The organism is Allopusillimonas soli (genome assembly GCF_004153445.1).
Taxonomy (GTDB): Bacteria; Pseudomonadota; Gammaproteobacteria; order Burkholderiales; family Burkholderiaceae_B; genus Allopusillimonas; species Allopusillimonas soli.
Map to the genome: position 1 here is coordinate 901,915 of NZ_SDQC01000001.1, position 23,309 is coordinate 925,223.

Consider the following 23,309-nt stretch of genomic DNA (forward strand, 5'->3'; position numbering starts at 1 on the left):
ATCAGTTTTATTAATTGAATCGGATTGTATCGATGGATGCTGACCACAGTCTGACGAAGACCTTCGATCGAAAAGGAGAACGGAATGGCGTCAGGAATCAGCCGGCCCGGCGAAAAGCCAGCCGCATGATGCAAGGGTCAGAGGAGACAAAGTGCGCGTCGCCGCCCGCGTTGCGCAGCGTACTTCGAATGATAGCGAGGCCCAGCCCAGATCCGGAGCTGGCTTCGCGGCCTTTCCTGAACCGTTGGAACATGATTTCCTGGGTTTCGAGATGCACCCCCGCCCCTTCATCCTGGATATCCAGCGTGGGCGCGTCTTGCTGCGCCTTCGACAGAATCATTCGCACCGTTCCGGCACCGTGATACAGCGCGTTCTCAAGTACGTTGCGTATCGCCTCGCGCAGCAAATCGGGGCTACCTCGAACCATGACATCCTGATCCAACCGCACCACGATGCTGCGTCCATGCGCTTCGAACAGCGGAATCATCGTAGCCGCCGCCTCGCGCGCGACACGCGCAAGACTAGTGCGGGCATCGCTCGGCACGGTGCCAGCCTGGACTCGATCCTGCTGTGCCAAGGCCAGCAGTTGATTGACCAGTTTGTGTATCAGCCCAAACTCCCGATTGATGGCGGGCCAGTCGGCGGCACCCTCCAGGCGGCACTTTTGCAGCCGAAGATCCAGCACGGCAAGCGGCGTTCGCAATGCGTGTGCCGCATCATCGGCAATGCGCTGTTCATAGGCATAGGCCTGCGCCAGCCGATCGAGCCCCTCATTGGCTGCGCGCGCAAGCGGCAGGACTTCTCCCGGCAGCTTGCGCAGCGGTATGCGTCGTTCGGGGTCATGGGGACCAATGCCTTCGGCAAGCCGCGCAGCCTTTCTTATGGGCCGCAGTGTCCATTGCATCAGGACAAACAGCAAGCCCGTAGCCAGCAAACAGAAAGGGACAAGGAGCAGCAGACCGCGCATGGCACGCATGCGAAGCAGGTCGCCAATCAGCTTGCGCTCCATGCTGTCTTCCTTGGCCACCATGAGAATTGAACCATCGGACAGGGTGACTGGCACATTGATGATACGGCCGCTGTTCACCGGAGCGCGGAACAGGCTGAGCTCCTCCTCGAGCGTGCCTCTGCGCAGCTTTCGCGGGCGCTCCAGATTCGCGGAATGCCATAGCGCCTTGCCATCAGCTGTATACAAAGTGTAGGACAGCTCACCGCCCGCATAATGCTTGGGCAGCTTGCTGAAATCGCTTTGCGCGTCCATGCCAGCACCGATTTCCTGGGCCTGAATGAACATGACGCAGCGCCGCAGCTCATCGCGCGTATCGTACAGATACAGCGCCAAGACGCCAAAACCCAGCATGAGAACGGCCAATAGCGATATCAGCACCCGGCAGCGAAGACTGCGATCACACATTGTGATCCGCCGCGACAAGCCGGTAGCCAACACCGCGCACCGTATCGATGCGCACCGTCGAGCCGGCCGCCTCAAGCTTGCGCCGCAATCGCGACACCAAGGCCTCAATGGCGTTCAGGGTTACCGCTTCGCAGGAGCCATAAATACGCTCCTCAAGATGATCCTTGATGGCAATGCGCGGCGCCGTACGAAGCATTTCCTCAAGCAGCATGGTTTCCCGGCGCGCCAGCTCAAGCATCCGGCCATCGACCGTCGCGTGGCGAAACTGTGGCTCAAAAGAGAGATTACCCTGCCTTAGTGTGACAAAGGCTCGCCCAGTCCGCCTCAGTACGGCCTTTATGCGCGCTTCGAGCTCAGCGATATCCACGGGCTTGAGCACATAGTCGTCCGCGCCCGCATTCAGACTGTCGAGCTTGCTCTGCAGGGCATCGCGAGCGGTCAGCACAATGCATGGCGGGATATGGAGGCCGCCCACGCGGCGGGCGGTAAGTATCTGGCCGCCGTCCATATCGGGCAGACCCAGATCGAGAATGAGGGCGTCATACCTGACCGCCTTCAAGCAAGCCAGCGCCTGGCAGCCGGTCTCGGCAAAATCGACCTCAAAACCGCAGCGCTGCAGGTGATTGCCCAACAGCCACCTGAGCTGGTCGTGATCCTCAACGATCAGGAGTTTCATCGCGCGATAGCCGTCAGATTACGATCAGGGAATGCTGGCATTATATCAATTGATAATATTATTGATATTCGTTCGCATTACGTGTAAATCCTTATTCTTCCGCCGCGCCGGTTCTGGCGTTGGATGACACCCTGCTAACGCCCTATTTCTGATTCATGCGCGGCATGTCCCCGCCACCGGGCGCGAAACCGGAATTTCCTCGGGGCGTGCAAGTATGATTCAATCCACTCACATCCCTACACGCAGAGGCCCATGCCATGGCAGACCAGTGGAAGCAACATGCACAATTGACAGTAAGCAAACATGGCGTGGCGACACTAGCCATCCGCAATGCAAAAAGCCTGAACATTCTTGGCACACCTGTTGTGACGGCGCTGACGGCCGCACTGCATGCCGTGGCCGCCCAGGGCGACATACGGGTATTGATCCTGCGCGGCGAGGGAGACAAAGCCTTTGTAGCCGGGGCCGACATCAAGGAAATGGCGGCGCTGGACCAGCAGAGCGCAACTGCATTCATAGAGCGTCTGCGACTGCTGTGTGAATCCTGCCGCCAACTGCCCATGCCAGTCATCGCGCGCATACCCGGCTGGTGCTTGGGCGCAGGCCTGGAGCTGGCTATCGCCTGCGATCTGCGCATCGCGGCGGATACTGCGCATTTTGGCATGCCTGAGGTCAAGGTCGGCATTCCCTCAGTGATCCACGCTGCCCTGCTTCCGCGCCTCATCGGCAAGGCCCGGGCCAACTGGATGTTGTTGACTGGCGAAATTATCGACGCGCCACAGGCCGAATCGTTTGGCCTGGTCGATCGCGTCGTTCCGGTGGCGGAACTGGACGTCGAGATAGACCGCATAAGCACCATGCTGGCAGGCCTGGGCCCCAAGGCGCTGGCGCAGCAAAAGCGCATGATGCGTGAATGGGAGGACGAGCCTCTGCAGACATCCATCGACAACAGCGTGCGCGAATTTGGCGCGGCGTTCAATACCGGCGAACCTCAGAAGTATATGGCCGATTTTGTGCGAAACAAGGAAGACAAAGCCAAATAAAGAAGCGGAGTGCCGCACGTTTCTCCGCGGCACCCTCAGCGCTGGCCGAAATGCTGGTCAATGAACAGATCCTTCAACGCTCGGGGCTGCGAACGCCAATACTGCTTTGGCGCAACAACCTGAGCGCCCAGCGTCGCGGCGGCATGCCATGGCCACCTGGGATCATAAAGCAAGGCCCGGGCCATTGCGATGGCATCTGCCTTCCCTTCCGCCACAATGGCTTCAGCCTGGCCGGCATCCGTAATGAGCCCGACAGCGATCGTGATCATGCCGGTTTCAGTCTTGATTCTCTCGGCAAACCCTAGCTGGTATCCCGGGCCCAGTTCTATCTTCTGCAGGGGCGATACACCGCCGCTGGAAACATGAATGGCGGCGCAACCATGCCTCTTCAACGTCTTTGCCAAGGCGATCGTGCTGGATACATCCCAGCCGCCATCAACCCAGTCCGAGGCCGAAACACGCACCCATACCGGCATTTCGCGAGGCACGGCGGCGCGCACGGCGTCAAAGACCTCTACCGGAAAGCGCATCCGGTTTTCCAGGCTTCCGCCATACTCGTCGGCACGACTATTGGCCAGAGGCGAAAGAAACTGATGGAGCAAGTAACCATGCGCCATATGAATTTCGATGCCGTCCAGCCCCAGTCGCACAGCGCGTATTGCTGCCTCGACAAACTGCGCCCTTACCTGCGCAAGCCCCGCTTCATCAAGTGCTGACGGCGACTCCTCCCCCTGAGCCCAGAGAACGCTCACTGCAACTGCCGGTAGCTCGGCGGCACCATGAACAAGGCGTCGCGATCAGTTTCCGACAATATGTGCAGGTGTTGCTCAAAACCAAGCATGCCGTCCATATCCGTATCAGGCGGCGTCTGCTTTCCCAGGGATCCGGCGCGTCGCACTACCATGCTTTGATAGAGCGTGACATAGGCGTCGGGTACCGCCGACACTCGTCCGGCGGGGGTATCCGGAGGGCATGAAGGCATGCCATTAAGCAGCGTCAAAATCTCATCCGGTATCCGCTGCCTGGAAACATAAGAAACGAACTCCATGGCAATCGCTGCATCCGGCGTACCGCCGGGCAAGTATTCAATCTCCCGATAACCCAGGGCATCATGCCCGCCAATGCGCTTGGACGGGAGCTGTTTAACAGTACGTTGAGGCGTGTAATTGCATCGCGCCGGGTCGTCGGCAATGGACGCCGCAATCTCGTCAGGCTCAGGTGCTCCAGCCAGCCTGACCCATGTTTTCTCGCGCGTATCCAGCACCAGATATTCGCCCACATCAGGCTTGTAGATTACCGCACTCGCATCATCAAGGTCATCGACACGCAGCCAGCGATCCCATACCGCAATACGCCTGAGCCTGGGCCTGTTCAGTTCCGCCTGCCGCAGATTATCTTCGGCTTGCTGAGCCAAAGCTTCCGCCTTCCTTGCACCGTCTTCACGCTCCTTGCGCACCGCACCCATGGCCATGTCAAACACCATTCCAGCCACCGGATTTACCTGGCTCAACAAGCTTCCGGCTTCACCACTGATCATGTCCAGAATCCTCGCCCCCGCATCTGCGCCGCGCAACGCTCGCAGTGCGGTCTCGCGCTTGACCGCCGCCTCTGCGCGCCGCTGCGCAAGCGAAGCGGTATGCGAAAACTCGTCCAAGGCCCGGGCGTAATGGCGTTCGAAGGAGTCGGGACCGTCGGGCAACTGACCGGCAGGCACGACCAGATCAAGGGCATCGTACTGAAATCGTGCCGGTGCTTCAGCAGGCTGTTGCCCCGCCAACTGTGCTGCAGCGGGCGCGGCTCCCACAAGAAAATATAAGCAGAGAATGCGCAACGATCCATAATACATAACGTATCTCCTAGGCAACTTCGCTCAACGTACAAATGGCTCGGTTACACAATACCTTTAGCATTCCTGCGCATGGCCGCAAAGGCGCTTTAGGATCCGGGAAAACTTCTCTTCTGCATCCATTGGCGTATGGCGTACACGCCTTATCAGACTCAGCGGCGGCAACTCCCAATCCATCTTCCAGGGGAGAATGCCCACTGCCCCGCGCCGCATCATATCTCGCGCAATGTCCTCGGGCACCACTGAAATCACATTATCGTTCTTGCTTAGCACGCCGTGCATCACGTCAATGGCATAAGTCTCGATGATAGGAAGCGGCACGGGCACCTGCGCCTGAGTGAAAAGCTCGGCCATCTTGGCGCCAACCGGCGTCTCAGGCGACGGCAGTATCCAGTTGATTGCCGCCAGCGCGCGCCAGTCAAGCCTGCGCCCTTTCAGGCGCTTGATCAAATCCAAGTGCCCTATCAGCACCGGACGTTGTGTATAGAGCACTTCATGCCACAGTTTGTCACGGCCGGCGACAGCTGAGGCACGCCCCAGGACGCAATCCAACTCGTGGTTGCATAGCGCCTGCACGAGCTGATCGGTGGTCGCCTGCTTGATGGCGATGACAATGTTATGGCGTTCATAGAGCTGCGTTACGGCCTCAGTAAGCAGCGTACCTGATATATATGGTACCGCGCCGATCAGTAAGCGTGCACTACGCCCCTTTCGCACCGCCTCCATTTCACAGGCCCAATGGTGCAGTTCGTGAAGCATGTGATTGGCCTTCAGCATGGCCAGCCTACCCATCTCGGTTGGCGCCAATCCACGCCCTGAACGAACGAATAGCGGTGCACCAAAAAGAGATTCGATTTCAGCAAGCGTCTTGGTGACAGCGGGCTGCGTAATGCCTGCCTCCCGAGCCACCTGCGTCAGCGATCCGTGCTGCCCGACACGTTTGAGCATCTCGAGATGACGCATTTTCATCCTGGAAATAATTCTTGCCGCCGCATGCTCCGCTGAGCCGTCTTGCCCCAGCGGGCTTGGTTCTGAATGGCGGGCTTCCATCTCGTTTGCCATTTTCGCCCTTGAGATAACTAAGTGGTTATGGATTTATCATTATTTAATCAATCATGGTTATTTTAAGTGGATATACTTTTTAAATCCTTCGCAAGCTGGATTCCCCCATGACCGAGTTCACGACAAGACCCGAGATACAAGGTACTTTTGGCGTTGTATCGTCCACGCACTGGCTGGCGTCGCAAGTCGCAATGAGCGTACTGGAACGGGGCGGCAATGCCTTTGATGCAGCTGCCGCGGGCGGATTCATGCTCCAAATTGTCGAGCCTCATCTGAATGGCCCAGGCGGCGAAGCGCCTATCATGATATGGAGCGAGGCGGAGCAACGCATGCGCGTCATTTGCGGGCAAGGCACCGCTCCCGCACTCGCAACGCCTGATTTTTTCCAGCGCCAAGGTCTGGAAATGGTCCCCGGCATAGGCCTTCTGCCGGCAACGGTACCGGGCGCGTTCGGGGGATGGCTCACCATGCTGAGAGACTACGGCACATGGGAGCTGGAAGATGTACTGCGCCCCGCCATCGAATATGCCAACAATGGCTTTCACTTGGTGCCCCGTATCGTGCAAGCGATCCTCGCCGTGGAAAGCCTCTTTCGCAATGACTGGACCTCCTCGGCGGAAATCTGGCTGCCTGGTGGCCGCGTGCCAAAGCCCAACGCGCTATTTCGCAATCCCGCCGTCGGCGCCATGTATGCGCGCATTTTGAAAGAAGCATCAAGCCAGGGCACGGATCGCACGGCGCGCATTGATGCCGCTTTATCTCTTTGGTACCAAGGCTTCGTGGCAAAGTCCATAGACGGTTTCTATCGCAATGAATCCGTGATCGATTGCACAGGAGAGCGGCACCGCGGCTTGCTCCGGCTATCGGATATGGCGGACTGGAAAGCAAGCTACGAGGAACCGGTAACTATCGAGTACGGCCGATACACCGTTGCAAAATGCGGGCCGTGGTCGCAAGGCCCTGTTTTCCTGCAACAGCTGGCAATGCTGCAACATACAGACATCGCCACCCACGCGGCAGACTCGGCTCGATTCGTACATTGCATTGCCGAGGTTGCCAAGCTCGCAATGGCTGACCGCCTGGCGTGGTATGGCGACCCTTCCCACACGGACGTTCCCCTGGATGCCCTGCTGTCCGAAGCCTACGCGAAAGCCCGCGTACAGACGTTGACGCCTCAGGCGTCAAAGACGCTGCAGCCGGGAAAACCGTTAGGCCGGGAGCCGCGGCTTCCGGACCTGGAGGTATCCCGGCGTGCATTGGCGCGCGCGGATGCGCGGTTCGGCATTGGCGAGCCCACTTTCGCCGAATTGCCTCCTGTGGACTCCTGGCTGGATAACGAAATCTTTGTCGGGGACACCTGCCACATAGATGTAATCGACCAGTTTGGGAACATGGTTTCCGCCACACCGTCCGGCGGGTGGCTATCCTCCAGTCCCGCCGTTCCAGGCCTTGGCTTTTCCGTCAACACACGCTTGCAGATGACCTGGCTTGACGAGGGGGTGCCGGGGCGCCTTCAAGCCGGCAAGCGGCCCAACACCACGCTGTCGCCAAGTATGGCACTTCGCGACGGGAAACCTTATATGGCGTTCGGCACCCCTGGCGGCGACCAGCAGGACCAATGGACGCTGGCCTTCTTTATACGGCACGCCGTATTGGGTATGAACTTGCAACAGGCGATTGACGCGCCTGCCTGGCACGTCGAGCATTATCCTGCTTCATTCTGGCCCCGAACCCTGAAAACAAATCGCCTTGTCGTTGAATCGCGCTTCGCTTCCGACGAACTGGACAGGCTTGCCGCGGCAGGCCACGACGTCACGGTGGGCGGTCCATGGTCTGAAGGAAGGATAAGCGCTTGCACCCGCCAACACGACAAGGCTGGGCGCCTTGTGCTTCGTGCCGGCGCCAATCCGCGCGGCATGCAGGGCTACGCTGTAGGGCGCTGAACATCGCAAGCCTGCGGCTGCTGACAACTTATACACCAGACAATCACAAGCAATAACCAACCAATCAGGAGACCCAACATGTTATTTAATATGCGCAAAGCTGCCAATGCGGCCATCGTAGCGCTGCTTGCCGCCTATTCCTCGGTGGCCTGCGCCGCGTGGCCCGATAAACCGGTAACACTGATTGTGCCCTGGGCCCCCGGCGGCTCCACCGATATTCTTGCGCGCGTCTTATCCGAGCACCTGGGCAAAAGCTTGGGGCAACCCTTTGTGGTGGAAAATCGCCCAGGCGCATCCGGCAATGTAGGCTCCAATATCGTCGCGAAGGCCAAGCCCGACGGATACACATTGCTGGTGGGCTCCATGAGCACGCACACTATGAACCAGGCACTCTACTCGAACATGCCTTTTGACGGCGTGAAAGACTTCACCCCTATCGCCAAGCTTGCTCTTGTCACCAACACCATGGTGATCAATCCTTCCGTACCTGCGAACAATGTCGCGGAGTTCATCGCCTATGCAAAGGCCAGGCCCGGTGACATCGCGTATGCCTCGGCCGGCCCAGGATCGACCAATCACCTGAGTGCCGCCATGTTCGAGAAAGCTACCGGCATCAAGATGCTGCATGTCCCCTACAGAGGCGGCGCCCCCGCCGCGCTCGATACCGTAGGCAACCGGACTCAGTTGCTGTTTACCGCGGGTACTCAATCCCTGCCTTTTGTAAAGCAAAACAAGCTGAAATTATTGGCCGTTACGGAGGCGCAGCGCGCACCCACGCTGCCCGACGTGCCAACGGTAGGCGAAACCGTGCCCGGATATGAACTGGCGGTTTGGTATGGCGCCTTTGGCCCCGCGGGATTGCCGCCGGATATCGTGAACCGGCTGAATACGGAAATCAACAAGGCGCTGAAAGATCCCGATGTCGTTCAAAAGATGGAAGGCATGGCAGTACAGGTTCTTGACAGTACGCCCGAGCAGTTTGCCCAGGATCTGGCCCGCGATGCCAAGAAATATGACGAGATTGTGCGCGATCTGGGCATACGGATCGAATAAGGCTGGCAGATGTTTGACAGTAGTACAAGTATTGCGCGCATCCCTTTGAGGAATCTGGACGAAGTCACGCGCGCTTGCGCCAACGGCGATTCGCATGCATTGTTCTCCGCCATCGACGGCTGTCTGCGCGAAGTCCTGAAACAGTCGCTTTGCACGGTGAATCGCTACGAAGCCAGGGATGAGCGATTGACGAGACTGTACAGCTCGGATCCATCGTCGTATCCCGTTGGAAACAGCAAGGACAAGGCAGGTACGGCCTGGGGACGCCATGTGCTACACGAACGCCGGCTGTTCATTGGACAAGGAGTGGATGACATCCGGCAGTCTTTCGATGATCACACCACCATCAATGCCTTGGGCCTGCGATCCGTGATCAACGTCCCTATCGTGGCAAGGCATGCCTGCCTGGGAACGCTGAATCTACTGATGCGATCTGAAAAAGTCGATTCCGGAATGATCCAGTGGGCGCAACTGGCGGGGCTGCTGATTACACCGGGATTTTTGTTTGATGCATTGCCGTAGGGTGGCGCCGCAGCAATACCACCCTTCGACAATGCATCTCAGAGATCATGCTCATGTTCTTTATGCCCCTATCGCCTGGGCTAATCCACCTTGGCACCAGACTGCTTTACGATTTCTCCCCAGGTTTCATATTCACGTTTTAAAAGGTCGGCGAATTCTTCGGGACTGGAAGGACGCGGCAGAGCACCCACAGATTCGAGCTTTGCAGCGACTTCCGGGTCCTGCAAGATTGATTGCAAGGCCGCGTTGATTACCTTGACATATGCGTCGGGCGTGCCGGCTGGAAGTACCATGCCCAACCATGCCGCGACATTGAAGTCTTTAACGCCAAGTTCAGCCAGCGTTGGCACGTCGGGATAAAGCTTAAGCCGTTCAGACACTGTGACGCCGAGCAGCTTGAGGCGGCCTGATTCGATAAAGGGCTTGGTTACGGTAACCGTTTCTATTCCGACATCAACGTTGCCAGCAGCCATATCCGTCATGGCTCTTGCGCTCCCTTTATACGGAATATGCGTCAGCTCAATACCCGTTTCGCGTTGGAGAAGTTCCATGCCCAGATGAGACAAAGTCCCGCTACCCGACGATGTGTGGTTCAGTTTCCCTGGATGTTGCTTTGCATACGCGACGAAACTTTTGAAATCACTGAAAGGAGCATCAGCACGGGCAACCAACACAAGCGGGAAGTCGATAAGGGTGCCGATAGGTTGAAAGTCTTTTAGCGTATCGTAGCCAACGGATTTATACAGATGTGGATTGGTGACGTAGGCTGCGGTGGCCGAAAGCACCATGGTATAGCCGTCAGGTTTTTCCTTGGCGAGCTGCGCCAGGGCAAGGCTGGCTCCCTGCCCTGGCTTGTTTTCAACGACAAATGGCTGCCCCAGCCTTTGCGAAAGCTTCTCCGCCACCAAGCGGCCCACTATATCGGTGGCCTGGCCGGGCGGATATCCGATTATCATCGTTACAGGTTTTTCTGGATAGGCTGTCCAGGCCTGCGCTGTGGCCGCTACTGCAAGAATACCGGCACCCACCCATTTATTGAATTTCCCCATTTCATTGTCTCCTAGTGGTTTCTTGTCTATAGCCGAAGAATTGGCAACGTCAGATCACGCCGGACTCCCTCAATGATGTGATTTCCTCTTGACTGAGTCCCAGCGATGCGAAGACCTCATCGTTGTGTTGCCCGATATATGGGCCTGCATGGCGCACTGCGCCAGGCGAGTTGCTAAAAACTGGAGCGACATTCTGCATGCGCACGGTTCCCAGTTCATCATCGGGTACCGCTACGAGGGCCTGGCGAGCGGCAAAGTGCGGATCCTGAAAAATATCAGCAATGTCGTAAATGGGGCTGAATCCAACTTCATGTTCATCCAGAATGTCACAGAGCGACGCTATCGAATGCTTGGATATTTCGTCACGGATAATTTCATCAATCTCCTGGCGGTGTGCCACCCGCATGGGATTGGTCAAGAACCGCTCATCGGCGATCAGTTCTGAACGCCCCAATGCTCGACAGAGTCGCTCGAAAATGCTTTGTGTTGAAGCGGCAATGGACGCCCACTTGCCATCGCGTGTTCTGTAGATATTTCCGGGCGCGGCATACTGGCTAAAACTGCCGGAACGCTGGCGAACTATGCCTAGCTGATCGTACTCAATAGGCAGGAACTCCATGATTCGAAACATGGACTCCATCAGGGAGCAATCAATCTCTTCCCCTTTTAGGGCTCCGTTTGCATGGCGCTGATACAGCGCTGCCAGAATACCCACAGCACCAAACAAGCCTGCCACAGCGTCAGCAATGGGAAAACCGAGATGCAAGGGCGGCCCATCCGCCTCGCCGCAGATATTCGTGAAGCCCGTCATTGCCTCAAAAACCCGGGCAAAACCTGGCCGATGACTATATGGCCCTGTTTGGCCAAAACCCGTTACCCTAAGAATCGTCAGTTCGGGATTTATGTCATGGATCCAGGCTTTAGTGATACCCCAGCTGTCCAGTTTTCCCGGCCGAAAATTCTCCACCAGAACATCGTATCGAGGCAGCAGCTTTGCAAGCAGATCAAGGCCTTCTTGGCGGTGAAAATCTATGGTGACGCCACGCTTGTTCCGATTGGTCACCTTCCACCATAAGGGCACACCGTCCTTGTACGGCGGCAGGCCGCGTAGCGAATCCCCCTGGCCCGGCTGTTCCACCTTCAGCACTTCCGCGCCGAGGTCGCCCAGCAAGGTGGCAGCAAACGGCCCCGCATAAACGGTGGACATATCAAGCACGCGCAGCCCATTCAGGGGACCGGCAAATGTGGATGGATCGCCATTTTCAGACATTTATATTGCTTCAATGAAATAATAGTCATGCTGAGTATAGGTATGGAATCAGCCTACGAGAACCCGCATATCCTGGATTTCAGACATGCATGATTTAGATAGCCCGCTTCTGGACCTAAAGAATGTTCGCTGCTTTGTTGCTGCCGCAGAGCACGGCAGTCTCAGCGGTGCAGCCAGTTCCCTGGGCATGGCGCAATCAGCGCTTAGCCGGCAGGTATCGCAGCTAGAATCACTGCTGGATTGCCGCTTGTTTCATCGCACTGGGCGCGGTGTGTCTCTTACGGAGATCGGGCATGCAATCCTGCCGCGAGCGCAGCTCATGCTGCAAACAGCCAGCCAGTTGGTGGATGACGTCTCGGCTCAGCGCAGCCGGCCGGCCGGCAATGTGACGATCGGCGTACTTCCAGGCTTGTCTCGCCCGCTTATAGGCAGGGTCTTGCGACGCATGCTGGTCACGTATCCAGACATTCGGCTGAAAGCAGTCGAGGCCTATAGCGGCGAAGTGGAAAATATGCTGGCAGAGGGCCGCGCGGATATAGGCATTTTCAATCGATACAGACCCACGCAACGCGATGTACACGATGCAATTCTGCATGCGCCTATATATCTGGTGGGTAGATCTGGCCGCTTCGATTCAGACAGGAAATCACTGAAGTTGGCAGCGATAGCCCGCCTGCCGCTCGTGCTGCCAGCTCGGCCTAATGGCATGAGATCTTATCTTGATGAAGCATGCAACCGTCGCGGCTTGCGTCTGAATGTGGTGCTTGAGGCGACCAGCGGCACGTTAATAAGGGAAGCGATAGTAAATTGCGATGCCTACAGCCTCCTGCCTTACCATGCCGTGGCCGAGGAAATTCGATCCGGCATACTTGCCATGACACCCATCACAAACCCTGTCATCCAACAGACGGCATTTGTAGACACAACCCGTAAGCACCCTCTCTCAAACGCGTCAAAAGCAGTGTTCAAGATCGTAATTGAAGAAATGCGCGCTCTCGACGCCCTAGTACGCCAGGCCGTCGACTAAGCGCGCACCACAAAGGTCTGGATAAGGAGGGGCTTAAAAATATCCACAGCCCGCCCGGGCTTCCGTTGAACTATAACTTGAACAGTTGTAAATCCACGGCAGACACCCCGGGGCAGGCAAGGCTATTACTTGGATTACTGCCCCTCCTCCATTTTGGTGATCTTCGTGCCTTTCAGCGACACGCCCGCCGCAAGGCCAGCGTTGGTCATGACGAACGCCACCACGGGCTTGGTGAGGGTATCCGAATCGATCAAACCATTGGCACCGATCTTTGCGACGGCCACAGTGGCGCCGGCGCCAACCGTCCAACCTTCTTCACTGTTCCGGAAATCGTCCAGCGCTTCCTGTGTCATGAACAGCAACACCATTGCCCGGGACTGCACCCCAGCCTGAAGGCCTATTGATCCGCTCGCCGTGGTGTAGTAGCCCTGGTTCTGGCCATTGACCCTCAGTACGCCATCTCCATGCTCCAGGCCCACGACGAGGCCACCGCTCATTATCTTCGGGAAGATCAGCACGCCCTTGGCCTTCGCCACCGCCGACTTCGCATCCGGGGAGGCCTCGTAAAGACGATTCAGCACATTATCAGCACGCGAGTCAATCGTGGCGTGCTTTTCAGCTATTGTCTTCTCTCCTCCTTGTGGAAACGTCGTTGTACATCCCGAAAATGCCAACGTGGCCACACCGAGGGCAACCGCGGCAATCAATTTTCGGGATTTCATTTGTTCATGCATCGTATTCTCCATGAGATGGTCGGGAATAACATAATTGCTTTGTATTACAGATGCTAGCAATCAGATGCTATCAAGTTTCCGGCCACTCGCGCCACCCCGGCTGCTGCCGACTGGAGAAAACGACTATCGAAACCACAGCGACAAGCCTGGCAGAAAAGCTATGATGATCACGGCTGCCACCAAGGCCAGGCATAGAGGCCAAATTCTGGCGGCAATCTTCAGATAAGGCACGCCGCTCACTGCCGAAGCCGCGAATAGATTGATGCCCACAGGAGGAGTGATATAGCCGATCGTGAGCGTGCACACCACAAAAACGCCAAAATGCACCATGTCTACGCCCATGGAATGGGCGATAGGCATGAGAATGGGCATCAGAATAATGATGGACGCCATGGTTTCCATGAAGCAGCCAAACACAATCAAGAGCAGCATGATCATCAGCATGGTGCCTACCATTCCCATGTGAGCTGATATCATGTATTGCGCAATCGCATCAGGCACGCGCAATACCGACATGACCTCGCCGAATAGGATCGAAAACGCGATGATCGGTCCGATGAGGCCCGTAATGATGCCGCTGCGGAAGAACAACCTAGGCACTTCACTCCATCGGACAGCCCTGGTGATGAATATTTCCACTATCAGGCAGTAAGCAACCGCCACTGCGGCCGATTCGGTTGGCGTGAATATGCCCGAATAAATTCCCCCCAAGATAATCGCCGGCGCCAGCAGGCCATACCGGGCTGCCCAAGCCTTTTTCGCAAGCTTGCTGCCCGAGAACGGCGTCTTGCTCTGTGCGCCCCATTTCATGTATCGGCAAGATATGTAATTCGCTACGCACAGGCACAAGGCCATCAGGACGCCTGGGAAGATGCCGGCCAAGAACAGATCGCCAACGGAGGTGGAAGTTACAACGCCATATATGATGAATATCAAGCTGGGCGGAACAATAATGCCAAGACAGCCTCCAGCCGCGGAGAGCGCGGCGGCATACGGCCGCTCATACCCCTTTTCAAGCAGCGATGGAATCATGATCTTGCCAATTGCCGCAGTATCGGCGGAATTGGATCCGCTGGTGCCAGCGAAGAAAAAGCATCCGCCGATGGTAGACATTCCCAGTCCGCCGTACATCCATCCCAGCAAAGATTCCCCGAGATCCGTCAATGCCCTTGCCACCCGGCCGCTCGAAATGATGTCGCCGGTCAGAATAAACAAAGGCATGGCAAGCAATGCCCAGTTATCGATGGCTGTAAATGGTACTTGGCCAATGATTTCTATTGAGTACACGCCCACTGTCACGACCATTGCCAGGGACCCCAATCCTAATACCAGAAACAAGGGCGCGCCGATAATCAAGTGGATCACCATCAGCATGGCGATCAAGGAAACGCATGCCGTATCGCTAAACACTTTGAGCCCCTCCATCCAGGGCAACCACGCCAGTCGCCCTATATTCCCTGATCATGATCAGCGACCGCTGTATCACCCTATAGCCCAGCAGCAGGAAGCCAACCGGTAAGGCGGCCTGTGCAAACGCCATATTCAAATCCAGGCCTGTCATGAGCGTGTCGTTCTCGATCTGGAGTTTCATCACCTGTACCGAGTAATACACGGTCAAGGCCACCAGGATCAAATTCAGCAAATCAAAGTACAGATACAGCCAGAACCTGCCCTTGTCTGACAATGTGCTGGGCAATAGATCGACGCGAATGTGGTTTCTGTGCTTCGATATATGGGCGGTGGATACATATACCAGGAACACAAACGCATATCTCGCCGTCATTTCACCCCATTCGCTTGAATCACCAAAGGCATATCGGCGCGCAACCTCGACCAGAATAATGAGCACCAGATACATATAGCAGGCAACTATCAGCCATTCCTCCAGCCTGGCATCCAAGGCTTTCCAGATCCGACTTAGCATGTTTTCTCCCTTTTTCACCGGCAACGGCGAATAGTCGCATAGAGGCTACATAGACAGAGTGTCTTTGATTCAGACCGCTGACTGCTTGACGTAGGCCAGGATCTGCTCATACAAATCCACGCCATAACGGTTCTTCCAGGAATCCCATTCAGACCGCTGATGCCCAATGGCGTCCACCCACTGAGCGTGCTCGTCCTCGGTCAAATCAGTGACCTGAATGCCCGCCGCCTCCCAATCCTTCCACATGCGCTCGTCGGCCTTATCTTGTTCTCGCTTCTGATATTCCCAGCATTCCGCGGCCGCCCTGTCGATGGCATGCTGAACAGCTTCAGGGAGTTTTTCATACCATTTGCGCGAAACCATGGCGACATGGGCATTGAAGCTCAGCTTCGTGCGGCTCGCATGTCCCACGACCTCATGAATGCGATTCGCCGTCAACGGCCCCAATCCGACATTCAACGCATCCACTGCGCCTTGCTGCATCGCCTGATAGGTTTCCGCCCAGTTCACGGATACAGGACTCGCAGGCGTGAGGCTGAAGGTCTGCTGTTCCACCTTGGAGTTGGTTACCCTCAGCTTGATGCCCTTTAAATCGCTCAGCAAGCGAATCGGCCGGTTGGACCGCTTGCTGGTACAGAGCACCCGAAAACCCGTGTTCGTCCACATGCCCGGAAGGATCTTCAGGCCCTTCTTCAAAGGATCTGTGCCAAACCTCGAGGCCTCAAACTCCTTGCTGGATAAAAACCGATTGAAAACCGATGTGGAAGGAAACAGATATGGCAGATCAAGCAGGTTGTACACTTCGGCGTAAGGTGTGAAATTCTGCATTGACACATGGCAAGCCTGCACCGCGCCATACTGGACCTTTTGCGGCAATTCCGTCTGGCCTCCCAGTTTGCCTCCTTCGTGCACATCCACCAGTAGTGCGCCGTCGCTGTATTTTTCGGCAAGCTCCTTGAACAGATCGATTCCGGTCACCACATACTGTTCGCTCGCACTTGTGAATGTATGAGCAAATAGCATTTTGTGGCGTGATGCTGCACTCGCTTTCCCGATAACAGCGACGCCCAAGGAAGCTGCTCCTGCCAGACATAGGCTGCTGCGCAGAAAACCACGCCGGCTGGTAAGGTTTGTTTCTTTCATGTCTGTGTCTCCTGTTTATTATGGACAAACAATCAGTTTCGCTCGTTACTTAAATCGTCGATAAATGCTTCCTATATCGCTGGCCGCGCGCCTAAGCAAACTGGCATATTCCAAGGCCTTGTCCAGCTCCAGCCTGGCCCTTGGGGCATGCACCGCAACCGCTCCTATGATCTTCCTGTTTTTTCCAAACACCGGCACTGCAACGGATATCAGCCCCAATAAATAGCCTTCGTCGTCGGTGGCTATTCCCGCACTGCGTATGGCGGTCAATTCCTTTGCCAGTCGGGCTGCATCGGTAATCGTCTTTTCCGTATAGGGCGTGAGCGGAAGCCTTTTCAACAAAGTGCGCCGCTGATCCGCCGGCATATAACTCATGAAAAGCTTTCCGCTTGATGTACAGTGCAGAGGCACTCGAGAGCCCGACTCCAAATGCAGGCGCAGCGGCCATTTCGCCTCCACCCGGTCCACATACACCACGTCAGTCGCATCCAGCGTGGTGAAATTGCATGTTTCTCCTATCTCGTCGACCAGCAGCTTCAGGATCGTATGCCGCTCGTTATGCAGGACGCTGTGCGTATTTACCTCCCTGGCCAGCGCAATCAGCCTGTCGCCGGCGGAATAGCTTTTCCCTCCGGGCTCCAACATCAGCGCCCTGGCGTGCACCAGTGTCCTCACCACCCGATAAAGGGTTGAACGCGGCAGACCGGTCAAATCCTCTATTTGTCTGATGCTAAGCGGTTTGTCGGAAGCCGCTACCGCTTCCAGCACCAGAAATCCGTTCAGCGTGGATGATCGTCCATCGTCAGACACAGCACTCTTCCAGTTGATCCACAATCGTGTGCAAACGGCGTTTAGCCGCATCAGTCAGCGGTTGCAGCGGGGCTCTCACCTCACCAAATACAAGCGCTGATCGCCTTGAAATTTCCTTGATGCACTGCGGCACCCCGTATTGCTTGAAGAAATAGAACAAGGGTTGAAGCATCTTGTACTGTTCCGAGGATTCGGCGCTCCATGGATCCCGCACAAGCGCCTGGTAGAGAGCGACCAGCGGCTGCGCTATGGCAGGATGCATCATGACTTCCCAGCCCTGGGCGCCAAGCCGGAACCCATCCAGAGCCTGGTAATGGAAACCACAGTACAAGGTATAGCGATCGCCGCACAGCATGCGTATATCGCGCAAGCGGAAAACGTCGTTGGATGCGTCTTTTATAGACAGGATGCTGCCTATCGAAGACATTGCCAGAATGCGATCGGGTGTGAAATCAAAACCGGTAGGCAAGGTCAGGTTATAAAGCCTGATTGGCACATCGCAAGCCTGCGCCACCGCATCAAAATGCCGGTAGGCTGCCTCGAAGGAAACAGGGAAGTATTGCTGCATTTCCAGCATGAGACTCGTAGCCCCATGATCCTTGGCCTGCCTGGCCGCCTCGGTTGCCTGAAGCGTCGATAACCCACCTATGCCCACATTGATCTTCACTTTTCCCGACGCGGTTTTCGCCACCGTATCCAACACCGTCAATCGCTCCTGCTCCGTCATGTAGGGGCCTTCGCAAGTGCTAGCCAGGCAAGTCACGCCAACCACGCCATGCGCAATCATCTGCGCCGTATATTCGGCCAACACGCCTGTATCAATACCGCCTGACTCGTTGAATGGCGTCGCCAGATAGCAGTAGAGCCCGCCCGAGTCTTTTTCCGCTTTGGACATGGAGGTACCTCTCGAATAAAGGCACTAAGAAAGCACGGAACAATCAGGCAGATTCCGGCGCCGGGAAACGGTCCAGATCGGAACCGATCTCTACCGTCATGCCACTTTCGGTGAAGGTTCTGGTGACATTCTGGTCACGCAGCACACCGTAAATCACCATCACCAGCGCTGGCTCGTCGCCTATGTTGCTGAACTCGTGGGGCACATCGCCCGAAATGAACGTCGAGTCATATGGCTCACAGTCCCGCTGTTTATCGCCGATCTTGATCCTCACCTTGCCTTTCAATACAGTTACCTGCTCCTCGGCATTCGGATGACTATGATTCGGAACGGCCGCGCCCACGGGCAATTCCGTCAAGCCCGAATGAATTCTCGTCGATCCCTGTTTGGCGGTCGCCACCGGATGATTGACTATCCCCACACCGCGACTGACAGACGGCAACTCCTTGTATGCCAGGAAATGAATTTGCTTCCCCACCACTGAATCTCCTTTGCTCATGGACAAGTTCACTACAACCAGTACGTTTTTAGTTTGTCATCGCAGCAATATTGTGATCAAGATTCAATCATCCTTTTTCAGCATAAAAATCCCATTATTGGGAAAAATATGGATGGAAAATGGTGTTTTTACAGTACGAACGTGAAATTGCGTACTGCAATGCATGGCGGAGTACCGGAGCACGGACTGCAAGCCTCATCGAGACGGATGTCATTGGCGGCCACAGTTCAACCGGCCTTTGACTAATACTTTCCCGCGCAGTGAAATAGTCAAGATATTCCGAACCGAGAAGGAGATCGCCATGAATGATCCATTTCGCCGCCCGGCCCTGGGCTCGGCCGTGTTTTACAGAGATCCGTCAGCGGCAATCGACTGGCTGAGCGAGGCGTTTGGCTTTGAAAGCAGCATGATCATCAAGGATCAAGACGGCAAGCTGGTCCACGCTGAAATGCAGTATGGGGACGGCTACATCATGGTCGGAGCCGAATGGGCCGATTTCACAGCAAGCCCGTCTTCTGTTGACGGTAAGAATACGCAGTCGATACACGTGCGTATGCATGATGCTATCGACGAGCATTGTGAACAGGCCAGGAAAGCGGGGGCCGTCATCCTGAAGGAACCCTCGGACGAGTTCTATGGCGACCGCACCTATCGGGCTCGAGATCCGGAAGGCCATGTGTGGACCTTCGGCCAGACTGTGCGTCACGTGTCGCGTGAGGAGGCCGAGCTGGCCAGCGGTCTTACGATTGAGGGCTGGCATTGATGGGGTGACCGCCAGCATTGGCCTCCCAGATCCTGCTGGAGCCAGTAACATGCAGGTTTGCGGATGATGCCGGATGAGTCACTGCTGACCGCTGGAACCGTCATTTGTGTTTGGTACATTCAACGCACTTGCAAATGCACCCATGCTTGCAAATGTGGATAGCGCGCTGGCAGACCAGTTACGCCAAAATGAAACCAATGACGATTCAAGCCACCTGTTGAGCTTTGGCCTCCTGAATTACCGCCTCTATCCTTCGAACCATTTGAACAAGCCTCGGCCCGATCTCCTGCTCTAGTTGATTAGGCAATAGCGAATAAATCGGAACAGCGCAATTGAAAGCAATTTGTTCATTATCAAAAATCGGCGCCATACACACACCCACAGAATGTGCATCTGGAACAAAATCACTGTGCCGCGTGCAAAAACGACGCATCTTGTATTGCTCCATTGACTGTCCAATCTGGCGTTCATATTTCGCCCATAGATCGGGCGTTTTTACCTTGATCTGGTTAAGCAGGGCATTCCTCTCCATTTCCGGCAAACTGGCCAGGTATGCACGCCCCATGGACGAAACCAAAATCGGAAAGCTCTGGCCAACATCCGGCTTAGCACGCAGAATGCTATTCGAGCGTTCAGACTCTATATAGATCATATTGAGCCTGTCTCTGATTCCGATCGATACCCAGCCCTTCGCATAGTTGGCCAATTCGCGCATATAAGGCCTGGCGATCTGTCGAATACGCAAGTTGGCCAACAGGGGATAACCTATGGATAACACAGCGGATCCAAGACGGTACTTGCGCGACACCTTATCCTGTTTCAGATAACCCAGGCAGGTCAACGTATAAGTAAGGCGGGATACGGTCGGTTTTGGCAGACCACTGCGATCCGACAATTCCTTGTTTCCAAACTCGGGATTGAATGGAGAGAAGCATCGTAAAAGGTCAAGACCGCGAGCCAAAGTTGTCGCAAATTGGCGATCGTCTTCATATAAATATCGATCACGCGGTGCCGGGTCGGTATACAAGTCGCTCATTCGATGCCCCTAATTGAGGAGTAGTCGGCCGTTTCGATATGACAAACAGAATAAGGCAACAAAGCAGATGCAGCGGTTTTCATTTCGCATAGCGATCCAACTTTCTGGATTGCTCCGTATCCGTACATAGAATCCGGCAATCGGCATCCGTAAAAGCGGAGTGAAAAATGACGTTTGCACAAGATACCAAAAATAAGGGGCTTCGGCTCTGCTATGCCATCATTATGGCCGCAATGGCCATAATTTCGGAACCAGCCTGTGCGCAAGATTACCCTTCAAGACCAATACGCATGCTTGTGGGCGCTTCTCCGGGCGGGACAACAGATATTGTCGCGCGCTTGGTGGCGCATGAGCTCGAAAAAAGGCTGAATCAGCCTGTTGCCGTAGAGAATCGTCCGGGAGCAGGCGGCAACCTGGCACTCAATGCGGTTGTGGGAGCTGCACCTGACGGCTATACATTGGGAATGGCCTATTCGGGGCTTGCCATCAATCCGGCGGTCATGAAAAAAATGCCTTTCGACACGCTGAATGACCTTGCGCCTGTGTCGCTGGTCGCAACGGTGGATATGTTTCTGCTGGTGAACCCTTCACTCGGCGTAGACACAGTTCAGGATTTGGTCGACGCAGCCAAGACTCATCCGGAAAAGATCACACTTGCGGCCAATGCCCTGGGATCGGTGTCTCACCTGTCCGCTGCATTGCTCAAGCTACGTACCGGCATGGAAAGCCCCATTGCCGTTTATAAAGGCAGCGCACCAGCCTTAATCGACCTGATGGCTGGGAATATTTCAGCTATGTTCGATACCGTGCCAGGTGCACTAAATTATGTAAAGCAGGGTAGGCTCAAAGTTATCGCATCTGGTGGAGCACACCGGCTATCCATCGCCCCCGACGTGCCTACTTTGGAGGAGTCGGGCCTGGAAGATTTCAGAATAGGATCCTGGTACGGTCTGGTCGCGCCTGCCGGCACACCCGCCGAGGTAACCAATACGTTGAGTTCCGTAATCATCGATGTGCTATCTGCGCCACAGATCAAGCAGCAGCTTATGGAGCAAATGCTGAATCCGAAAGGAACGACGCCTGCTGAATTCAAATCCTTCATCTCTACCGAAATGAAGCAATGGGAAAAAGTGGCGAAGGATGCACATATAACCATCAGGTAATACCGCGGGAGCCCTATTTTCATGTCCTCCACCTGCTCGCCTAGCCACGCCGATGCCGGCCTGTCTTCCTTGCTCGCGCATCATGTTGATCGTACTCAATACGAAATGCTGCCACCAGAAGCAATCTCCGCGGCCAAGTCACTTATCCTTGACACAGTGTCCACGGCATGGGCTGGAGCCGAGGCTGTCGGTATTGATTCGGCGTATCACGCATTGGCGAGCGCTCAGGGCTATAGCGTGGCGAACTGTGCCCCTCCATGTCGGATATGGGGCAGGCCTGCGCATGCGCCAGTTCTGGATGCAGCGTTCATAAATAGCGCTTCAGCGGCCGCACTAGATTTTGACGCGTTGCATCTCGACGCCGTCATGCATTCATCAATCATGACACTGCCAGCTCTTGTCGCAGTGTCCCAACAGCATCAACTTGGCGGCAAGGCACTTTTGACAGCCATTGTGCTGGCCGATGACTTGAATTGCCGCCTGGGCGTTTCTGCTCAGGGCCACAATGGATGGTTCTTTACTTCGGTCTTCGGCATATTTGGCACTGCCGCTGCCAGCGCAAAGTTGCTTGGATGCAACCAAGCCGAAATTACGCATGCGTTGGGTATTGCATTGTTTCAAACTGGAGGCACCCAACAGGCTATGCTTGAGAAGAGCTTAGCGAAACGTTTCATGGCCGCCTTTGCCGCTCGCAACGGCCTCTTCTCCGCGATGCTGGCCAAGTCAGGCATAACGGGGCCCACTATGCCGTTTGAAGGAAAATTTGGGCTTTCCAATTTATATCAGGAATGCGACCCCGACACTGTGCTGCGTCAGCTCGGCTTACGCTACGAGAACTGTGCAATCCATATTAAGAAATATCCATGTTGCGGATGCTCTCATGCGGTGATCGAGGCCACGCTTTCTCTGATGAAGAAGCACAATATCAAAGCTGATGATGTAGCATCTGCACAAGTCGACATATCGGAATTCATGAATCGGATGATAGGCGGTGAGTTCGATCAGAATGCCAAAGACCCGCAGGTCATGGCTCAATTCAATGCCAAATATGCCGTGGCGTGCGCGCTTCTGCGCGGGCAATTCAAACTTGAGGATCTCGACCCGAAAAGAGTGCTGGATCCGCGCATACGAGACATCACCCGCCGGGTCAAAATAAAGATTGATCCAAATAATCACGGCGAACTGGCTCCTGCAACATTGACGTTTGGCCTTCGCTCCGGTAGAGCAGTCAGCGAACGCATAGATTCTTTCCCTGGCTCAACCTGCGCTACGATCAGTCGAAGCGTGCTGGAGAGTAAGGCCGACGACTGCTTTCGACAGGGCTTCAGCCCGCTCAGTAAAGCCCAGATAGATGGCCTTGTCGAAAAGATCGATAACATTGAGGCAGTCGGCAATATGGCGGACTTCTTCACAGAACTTTAATCTCCAGGAGAGAAC

22 protein-coding genes and 1 pseudogene are annotated in these 23,309 nt (G+C 55.5%); 8 read left to right on the plus strand and 15 right to left on the minus strand.

All coding sequences use genetic code 11. From position 1 onward, the window contains the following. Positions 1 to 97: 97 nt before the first annotated feature. Positions 98 to 1,414, minus strand: coding sequence for a sensor histidine kinase (locus tag ERD78_RS04215; protein ID WP_167668834.1), 1,317 nt, complete (start codon positions 1,412 to 1,414; stop codon positions 98 to 100). Next, positions 1,407 to 2,090 (minus strand): response regulator transcription factor, encoded by a 684-nt coding sequence (locus ERD78_RS04220; RefSeq protein WP_129967981.1) that lies wholly within the window; start codon positions 2,088 to 2,090, stop codon positions 1,407 to 1,409. The genes ERD78_RS04215 and ERD78_RS04220 overlap by 8 nt, the downstream gene beginning before the upstream one ends. Positions 2,091 to 2,347: 257 nt before the next feature. Here ERD78_RS04220 and ERD78_RS04225 point away from each other — a divergent pair, with 257 nt between their 5' ends. Then, complete coding sequence (locus ERD78_RS04225; protein ID WP_129967982.1) at positions 2,348 to 3,133, plus strand: enoyl-CoA hydratase; 786 nt, start codon at positions 2,348 to 2,350, stop codon at positions 3,131 to 3,133. Positions 3,134 to 3,168: 35 nt separating this feature from the next. Here ERD78_RS04225 and ERD78_RS04230 read toward each other — a convergent pair. The 3 genes and pseudogenes from ERD78_RS04230 to ERD78_RS04240 form a co-directional block, all read right to left on the minus strand. Next, positions 3,169 to 3,870 (minus strand): annotated as a pseudogene (locus ERD78_RS04230) (oxidoreductase); the annotation flags it as partial. An 11-nt stretch (positions 3,871 to 3,881) separates the two neighbouring features. Continuing rightward, positions 3,882 to 4,979: a hypothetical protein gene (locus tag ERD78_RS04235; RefSeq protein WP_129967984.1), complete on the minus strand. Its 1,098-nt coding sequence runs from the start codon at positions 4,977 to 4,979 to the stop codon at positions 3,882 to 3,884. A 57-nt stretch (positions 4,980 to 5,036) separates the two neighbouring features. Continuing rightward, the gene (locus ERD78_RS04240) at positions 5,037 to 5,942 is read right to left on the minus strand and encodes a LysR family transcriptional regulator (protein WP_245152321.1); all 906 of its coding nucleotides are present in this window, start codon (positions 5,940 to 5,942) and stop codon (positions 5,037 to 5,039) included. A gap of 206 nt (positions 5,943 to 6,148) precedes the next feature. Between ERD78_RS04240 and ERD78_RS04245 the strand changes: the two genes are divergently transcribed. The 3 genes from ERD78_RS04245 to ERD78_RS04255 all read left to right on the plus strand — a co-directional run bounded on the left by ERD78_RS04245 (position 6,149) and on the right by ERD78_RS04255 (position 9,559). After that, positions 6,149 to 7,984: a gamma-glutamyltransferase family protein gene (locus ERD78_RS04245; RefSeq protein WP_129967986.1), complete on the plus strand. Its 1,836-nt coding sequence runs from the start codon at positions 6,149 to 6,151 to the stop codon at positions 7,982 to 7,984. A 90-nt stretch (positions 7,985 to 8,074) separates the two neighbouring features. Next, on the plus strand, positions 8,075 to 9,037 hold the full coding sequence (locus ERD78_RS04250) for a Bug family tripartite tricarboxylate transporter substrate binding protein (protein WP_129968345.1): 963 nt from the start codon (positions 8,075 to 8,077) through the stop codon (positions 9,035 to 9,037). Between the two features lie 9 nt (positions 9,038 to 9,046). After that, entirely contained in the window at positions 9,047 to 9,559 is a 513-nt protein-coding gene (locus ERD78_RS04255; RefSeq protein WP_129967987.1) for a GAF domain-containing protein, read from the plus strand. Between the two features lie 80 nt (positions 9,560 to 9,639). Here the strand turns inward: ERD78_RS04255 and ERD78_RS04260 are convergent, their stop codons facing one another. Both ERD78_RS04260 and ERD78_RS04265 read right to left on the minus strand, forming a co-directional pair. Then, positions 9,640 to 10,608, minus strand: a complete 969-nt coding sequence (locus tag ERD78_RS04260) for a Bug family tripartite tricarboxylate transporter substrate binding protein (RefSeq protein ID WP_129967988.1) — start codon at positions 10,606 to 10,608, stop codon at positions 9,640 to 9,642. 49 nt (positions 10,609 to 10,657) lie between these two features. After that, complete coding sequence (locus tag ERD78_RS04265; RefSeq protein ID WP_129967989.1) at positions 10,658 to 11,878, minus strand: CaiB/BaiF CoA transferase family protein; 1,221 nt, start codon at positions 11,876 to 11,878, stop codon at positions 10,658 to 10,660. Positions 11,879 to 11,963: 85 nt separating this feature from the next. Here ERD78_RS04265 and ERD78_RS04270 point away from each other — a divergent pair, with 85 nt between their 5' ends. Next, positions 11,964 to 12,905: a LysR family transcriptional regulator gene (locus tag ERD78_RS04270; protein ID WP_129967990.1), complete on the plus strand. Its 942-nt coding sequence runs from the start codon at positions 11,964 to 11,966 to the stop codon at positions 12,903 to 12,905. A gap of 134 nt (positions 12,906 to 13,039) precedes the next feature. Here ERD78_RS04270 and ERD78_RS04275 read toward each other — a convergent pair whose 3' ends face one another. From ERD78_RS04275 to ERD78_RS04305, 7 genes are all read right to left on the minus strand, one after another. Beyond that, a complete protein-coding gene (locus ERD78_RS04275; protein ID WP_245152322.1) occupies positions 13,040 to 13,627 on the minus strand; it encodes a BPSL1445 family SYLF domain-containing lipoprotein in 588 nt (195 codons plus the stop codon). Positions 13,628 to 13,762: 135 nt separating this feature from the next. Beyond that, a complete protein-coding gene (locus tag ERD78_RS04280) occupies positions 13,763 to 15,049 on the minus strand; it encodes a TRAP transporter large permease (protein ID WP_167668835.1) in 1,287 nt (428 codons plus the stop codon). Next, positions 15,042 to 15,563, minus strand: coding sequence for a TRAP transporter small permease (locus ERD78_RS04285; RefSeq protein ID WP_129967993.1), 522 nt, complete (start codon positions 15,561 to 15,563; stop codon positions 15,042 to 15,044). The genes ERD78_RS04280 and ERD78_RS04285 overlap by 8 nt, the downstream gene beginning before the upstream one ends. Positions 15,564 to 15,632: 69 nt before the next feature. Continuing rightward, positions 15,633 to 16,706: a TRAP transporter substrate-binding protein gene (locus ERD78_RS04290; protein WP_129967994.1), complete on the minus strand. Its 1,074-nt coding sequence runs from the start codon at positions 16,704 to 16,706 to the stop codon at positions 15,633 to 15,635. A gap of 45 nt (positions 16,707 to 16,751) precedes the next feature. Further along, the gene (locus tag ERD78_RS04295; RefSeq protein WP_167668836.1) at positions 16,752 to 17,516 is read right to left on the minus strand and encodes an IclR family transcriptional regulator; all 765 of its coding nucleotides are present in this window, start codon (positions 17,514 to 17,516) and stop codon (positions 16,752 to 16,754) included. After that, positions 17,509 to 18,411: a dihydrodipicolinate synthase family protein gene (locus ERD78_RS04300; RefSeq protein ID WP_129967996.1), complete on the minus strand. Its 903-nt coding sequence runs from the start codon at positions 18,409 to 18,411 to the stop codon at positions 17,509 to 17,511. The genes ERD78_RS04295 and ERD78_RS04300 overlap by 8 nt, the downstream gene beginning before the upstream one ends. Before the next feature lie 43 nt (positions 18,412 to 18,454). Then, entirely contained in the window at positions 18,455 to 18,910 is a 456-nt protein-coding gene (locus tag ERD78_RS04305; protein ID WP_218940754.1) for a cupin domain-containing protein, read from the minus strand. Between the two features lie 301 nt (positions 18,911 to 19,211). Here ERD78_RS04305 and ERD78_RS04310 point away from each other — a divergent pair, with 301 nt between their 5' ends. Continuing rightward, complete coding sequence (locus tag ERD78_RS04310) at positions 19,212 to 19,673, plus strand: VOC family protein (protein ID WP_129967997.1); 462 nt, start codon at positions 19,212 to 19,214, stop codon at positions 19,671 to 19,673. Between the two features lie 205 nt (positions 19,674 to 19,878). On the opposite strand, the gene ERD78_RS04315 is transcribed toward ERD78_RS04310, so the two are convergent. Next, positions 19,879 to 20,709 carry an IclR family transcriptional regulator gene (locus ERD78_RS04315; RefSeq protein WP_129967998.1) on the minus strand — a complete coding sequence of 277 codons (831 nt, stop codon included), beginning with the start codon at positions 20,707 to 20,709 and terminating at the stop codon, positions 19,879 to 19,881. A gap of 167 nt (positions 20,710 to 20,876) precedes the next feature. Here ERD78_RS04315 and ERD78_RS04320 point away from each other — a divergent pair, with 167 nt between their 5' ends. Both ERD78_RS04320 and ERD78_RS04325 read left to right on the plus strand, forming a co-directional pair. Continuing rightward, positions 20,877 to 21,872: a Bug family tripartite tricarboxylate transporter substrate binding protein gene (locus ERD78_RS04320; RefSeq protein WP_129967999.1), complete on the plus strand. Its 996-nt coding sequence runs from the start codon at positions 20,877 to 20,879 to the stop codon at positions 21,870 to 21,872. Between the two features lie 21 nt (positions 21,873 to 21,893). Next, entirely contained in the window at positions 21,894 to 23,294 is a 1,401-nt protein-coding gene (locus tag ERD78_RS04325) for an MmgE/PrpD family protein (protein WP_129968000.1), read from the plus strand. The last annotated feature ends 15 nt before the right edge of the window (positions 23,295 to 23,309 follow it).

Excerpts from the sequence above, each read along its gene's own strand:
- ERD78_RS04310 (WP_129967997.1), top strand. The coding sequence starts at position 19,212 with ATGAATGATCCATTTCGCCGCCCGGCCCTGGGCTCGGCCGTGTTTTAC.
- ERD78_RS04275 (WP_245152322.1), bottom strand. The coding sequence starts at position 13,627 with ATGAAATCCCGAAAATTGATTGCCGCGGTTGCCCTCGGTGTGGCCACG.
- ERD78_RS04250 (WP_129968345.1), top strand. The coding sequence starts at position 8,075 with ATGCGCAAAGCTGCCAATGCGGCCATCGTAGCGCTGCTTGCCGCCTAT.
- ERD78_RS04220 (WP_129967981.1), bottom strand. The coding sequence starts at position 2,090 with ATGAAACTCCTGATCGTTGAGGATCACGACCAGCTCAGGTGGCTGTTG.
- ERD78_RS04305 (WP_218940754.1), bottom strand. The coding sequence starts at position 18,910 with ATGAGCAAAGGAGATTCAGTGGTGGGGAAGCAAATTCATTTCCTGGCA.
- ERD78_RS04265 (WP_129967989.1), bottom strand. The coding sequence starts at position 11,878 with ATGTCTGAAAATGGCGATCCATCCACATTTGCCGGTCCCCTGAATGGG.
- ERD78_RS04270 (WP_129967990.1), top strand. The coding sequence starts at position 11,964 with ATGCATGATTTAGATAGCCCGCTTCTGGACCTAAAGAATGTTCGCTGC.
- ERD78_RS04290 (WP_129967994.1), bottom strand. The coding sequence starts at position 16,706 with ATGAAAGAAACAAACCTTACCAGCCGGCGTGGTTTTCTGCGCAGCAGC.
- ERD78_RS04325 (WP_129968000.1), top strand. The coding sequence starts at position 21,894 with ATGTCCTCCACCTGCTCGCCTAGCCACGCCGATGCCGGCCTGTCTTCC.
- ERD78_RS04255 (WP_129967987.1), top strand. The coding sequence starts at position 9,047 with ATGTTTGACAGTAGTACAAGTATTGCGCGCATCCCTTTGAGGAATCTG.
- ERD78_RS04260 (WP_129967988.1), bottom strand. The coding sequence starts at position 10,608 with ATGGGGAAATTCAATAAATGGGTGGGTGCCGGTATTCTTGCAGTAGCG.
- ERD78_RS04225 (WP_129967982.1), top strand. The coding sequence starts at position 2,348 with ATGGCAGACCAGTGGAAGCAACATGCACAATTGACAGTAAGCAAACAT.
- ERD78_RS04240 (WP_245152321.1), bottom strand. The coding sequence starts at position 5,942 with ATGCGTCATCTCGAGATGCTCAAACGTGTCGGGCAGCACGGATCGCTG.
- ERD78_RS04320 (WP_129967999.1), top strand. The coding sequence starts at position 20,877 with ATGACGTTTGCACAAGATACCAAAAATAAGGGGCTTCGGCTCTGCTAT.
- ERD78_RS04285 (WP_129967993.1), bottom strand. The coding sequence starts at position 15,563 with ATGCTAAGTCGGATCTGGAAAGCCTTGGATGCCAGGCTGGAGGAATGG.
- ERD78_RS04245 (WP_129967986.1), top strand. The coding sequence starts at position 6,149 with ATGACCGAGTTCACGACAAGACCCGAGATACAAGGTACTTTTGGCGTT.
- ERD78_RS04315 (WP_129967998.1), bottom strand. The coding sequence starts at position 20,709 with ATGAGCGACTTGTATACCGACCCGGCACCGCGTGATCGATATTTATAT.
- ERD78_RS04215 (WP_167668834.1), bottom strand. The coding sequence starts at position 1,414 with ATGTGTGATCGCAGTCTTCGCTGCCGGGTGCTGATATCGCTATTGGCC.
- ERD78_RS04235 (WP_129967984.1), bottom strand. The coding sequence starts at position 4,979 with ATGTATTATGGATCGTTGCGCATTCTCTGCTTATATTTTCTTGTGGGA.
- ERD78_RS04300 (WP_129967996.1), bottom strand. The coding sequence starts at position 18,411 with ATGTCCAAAGCGGAAAAAGACTCGGGCGGGCTCTACTGCTATCTGGCG.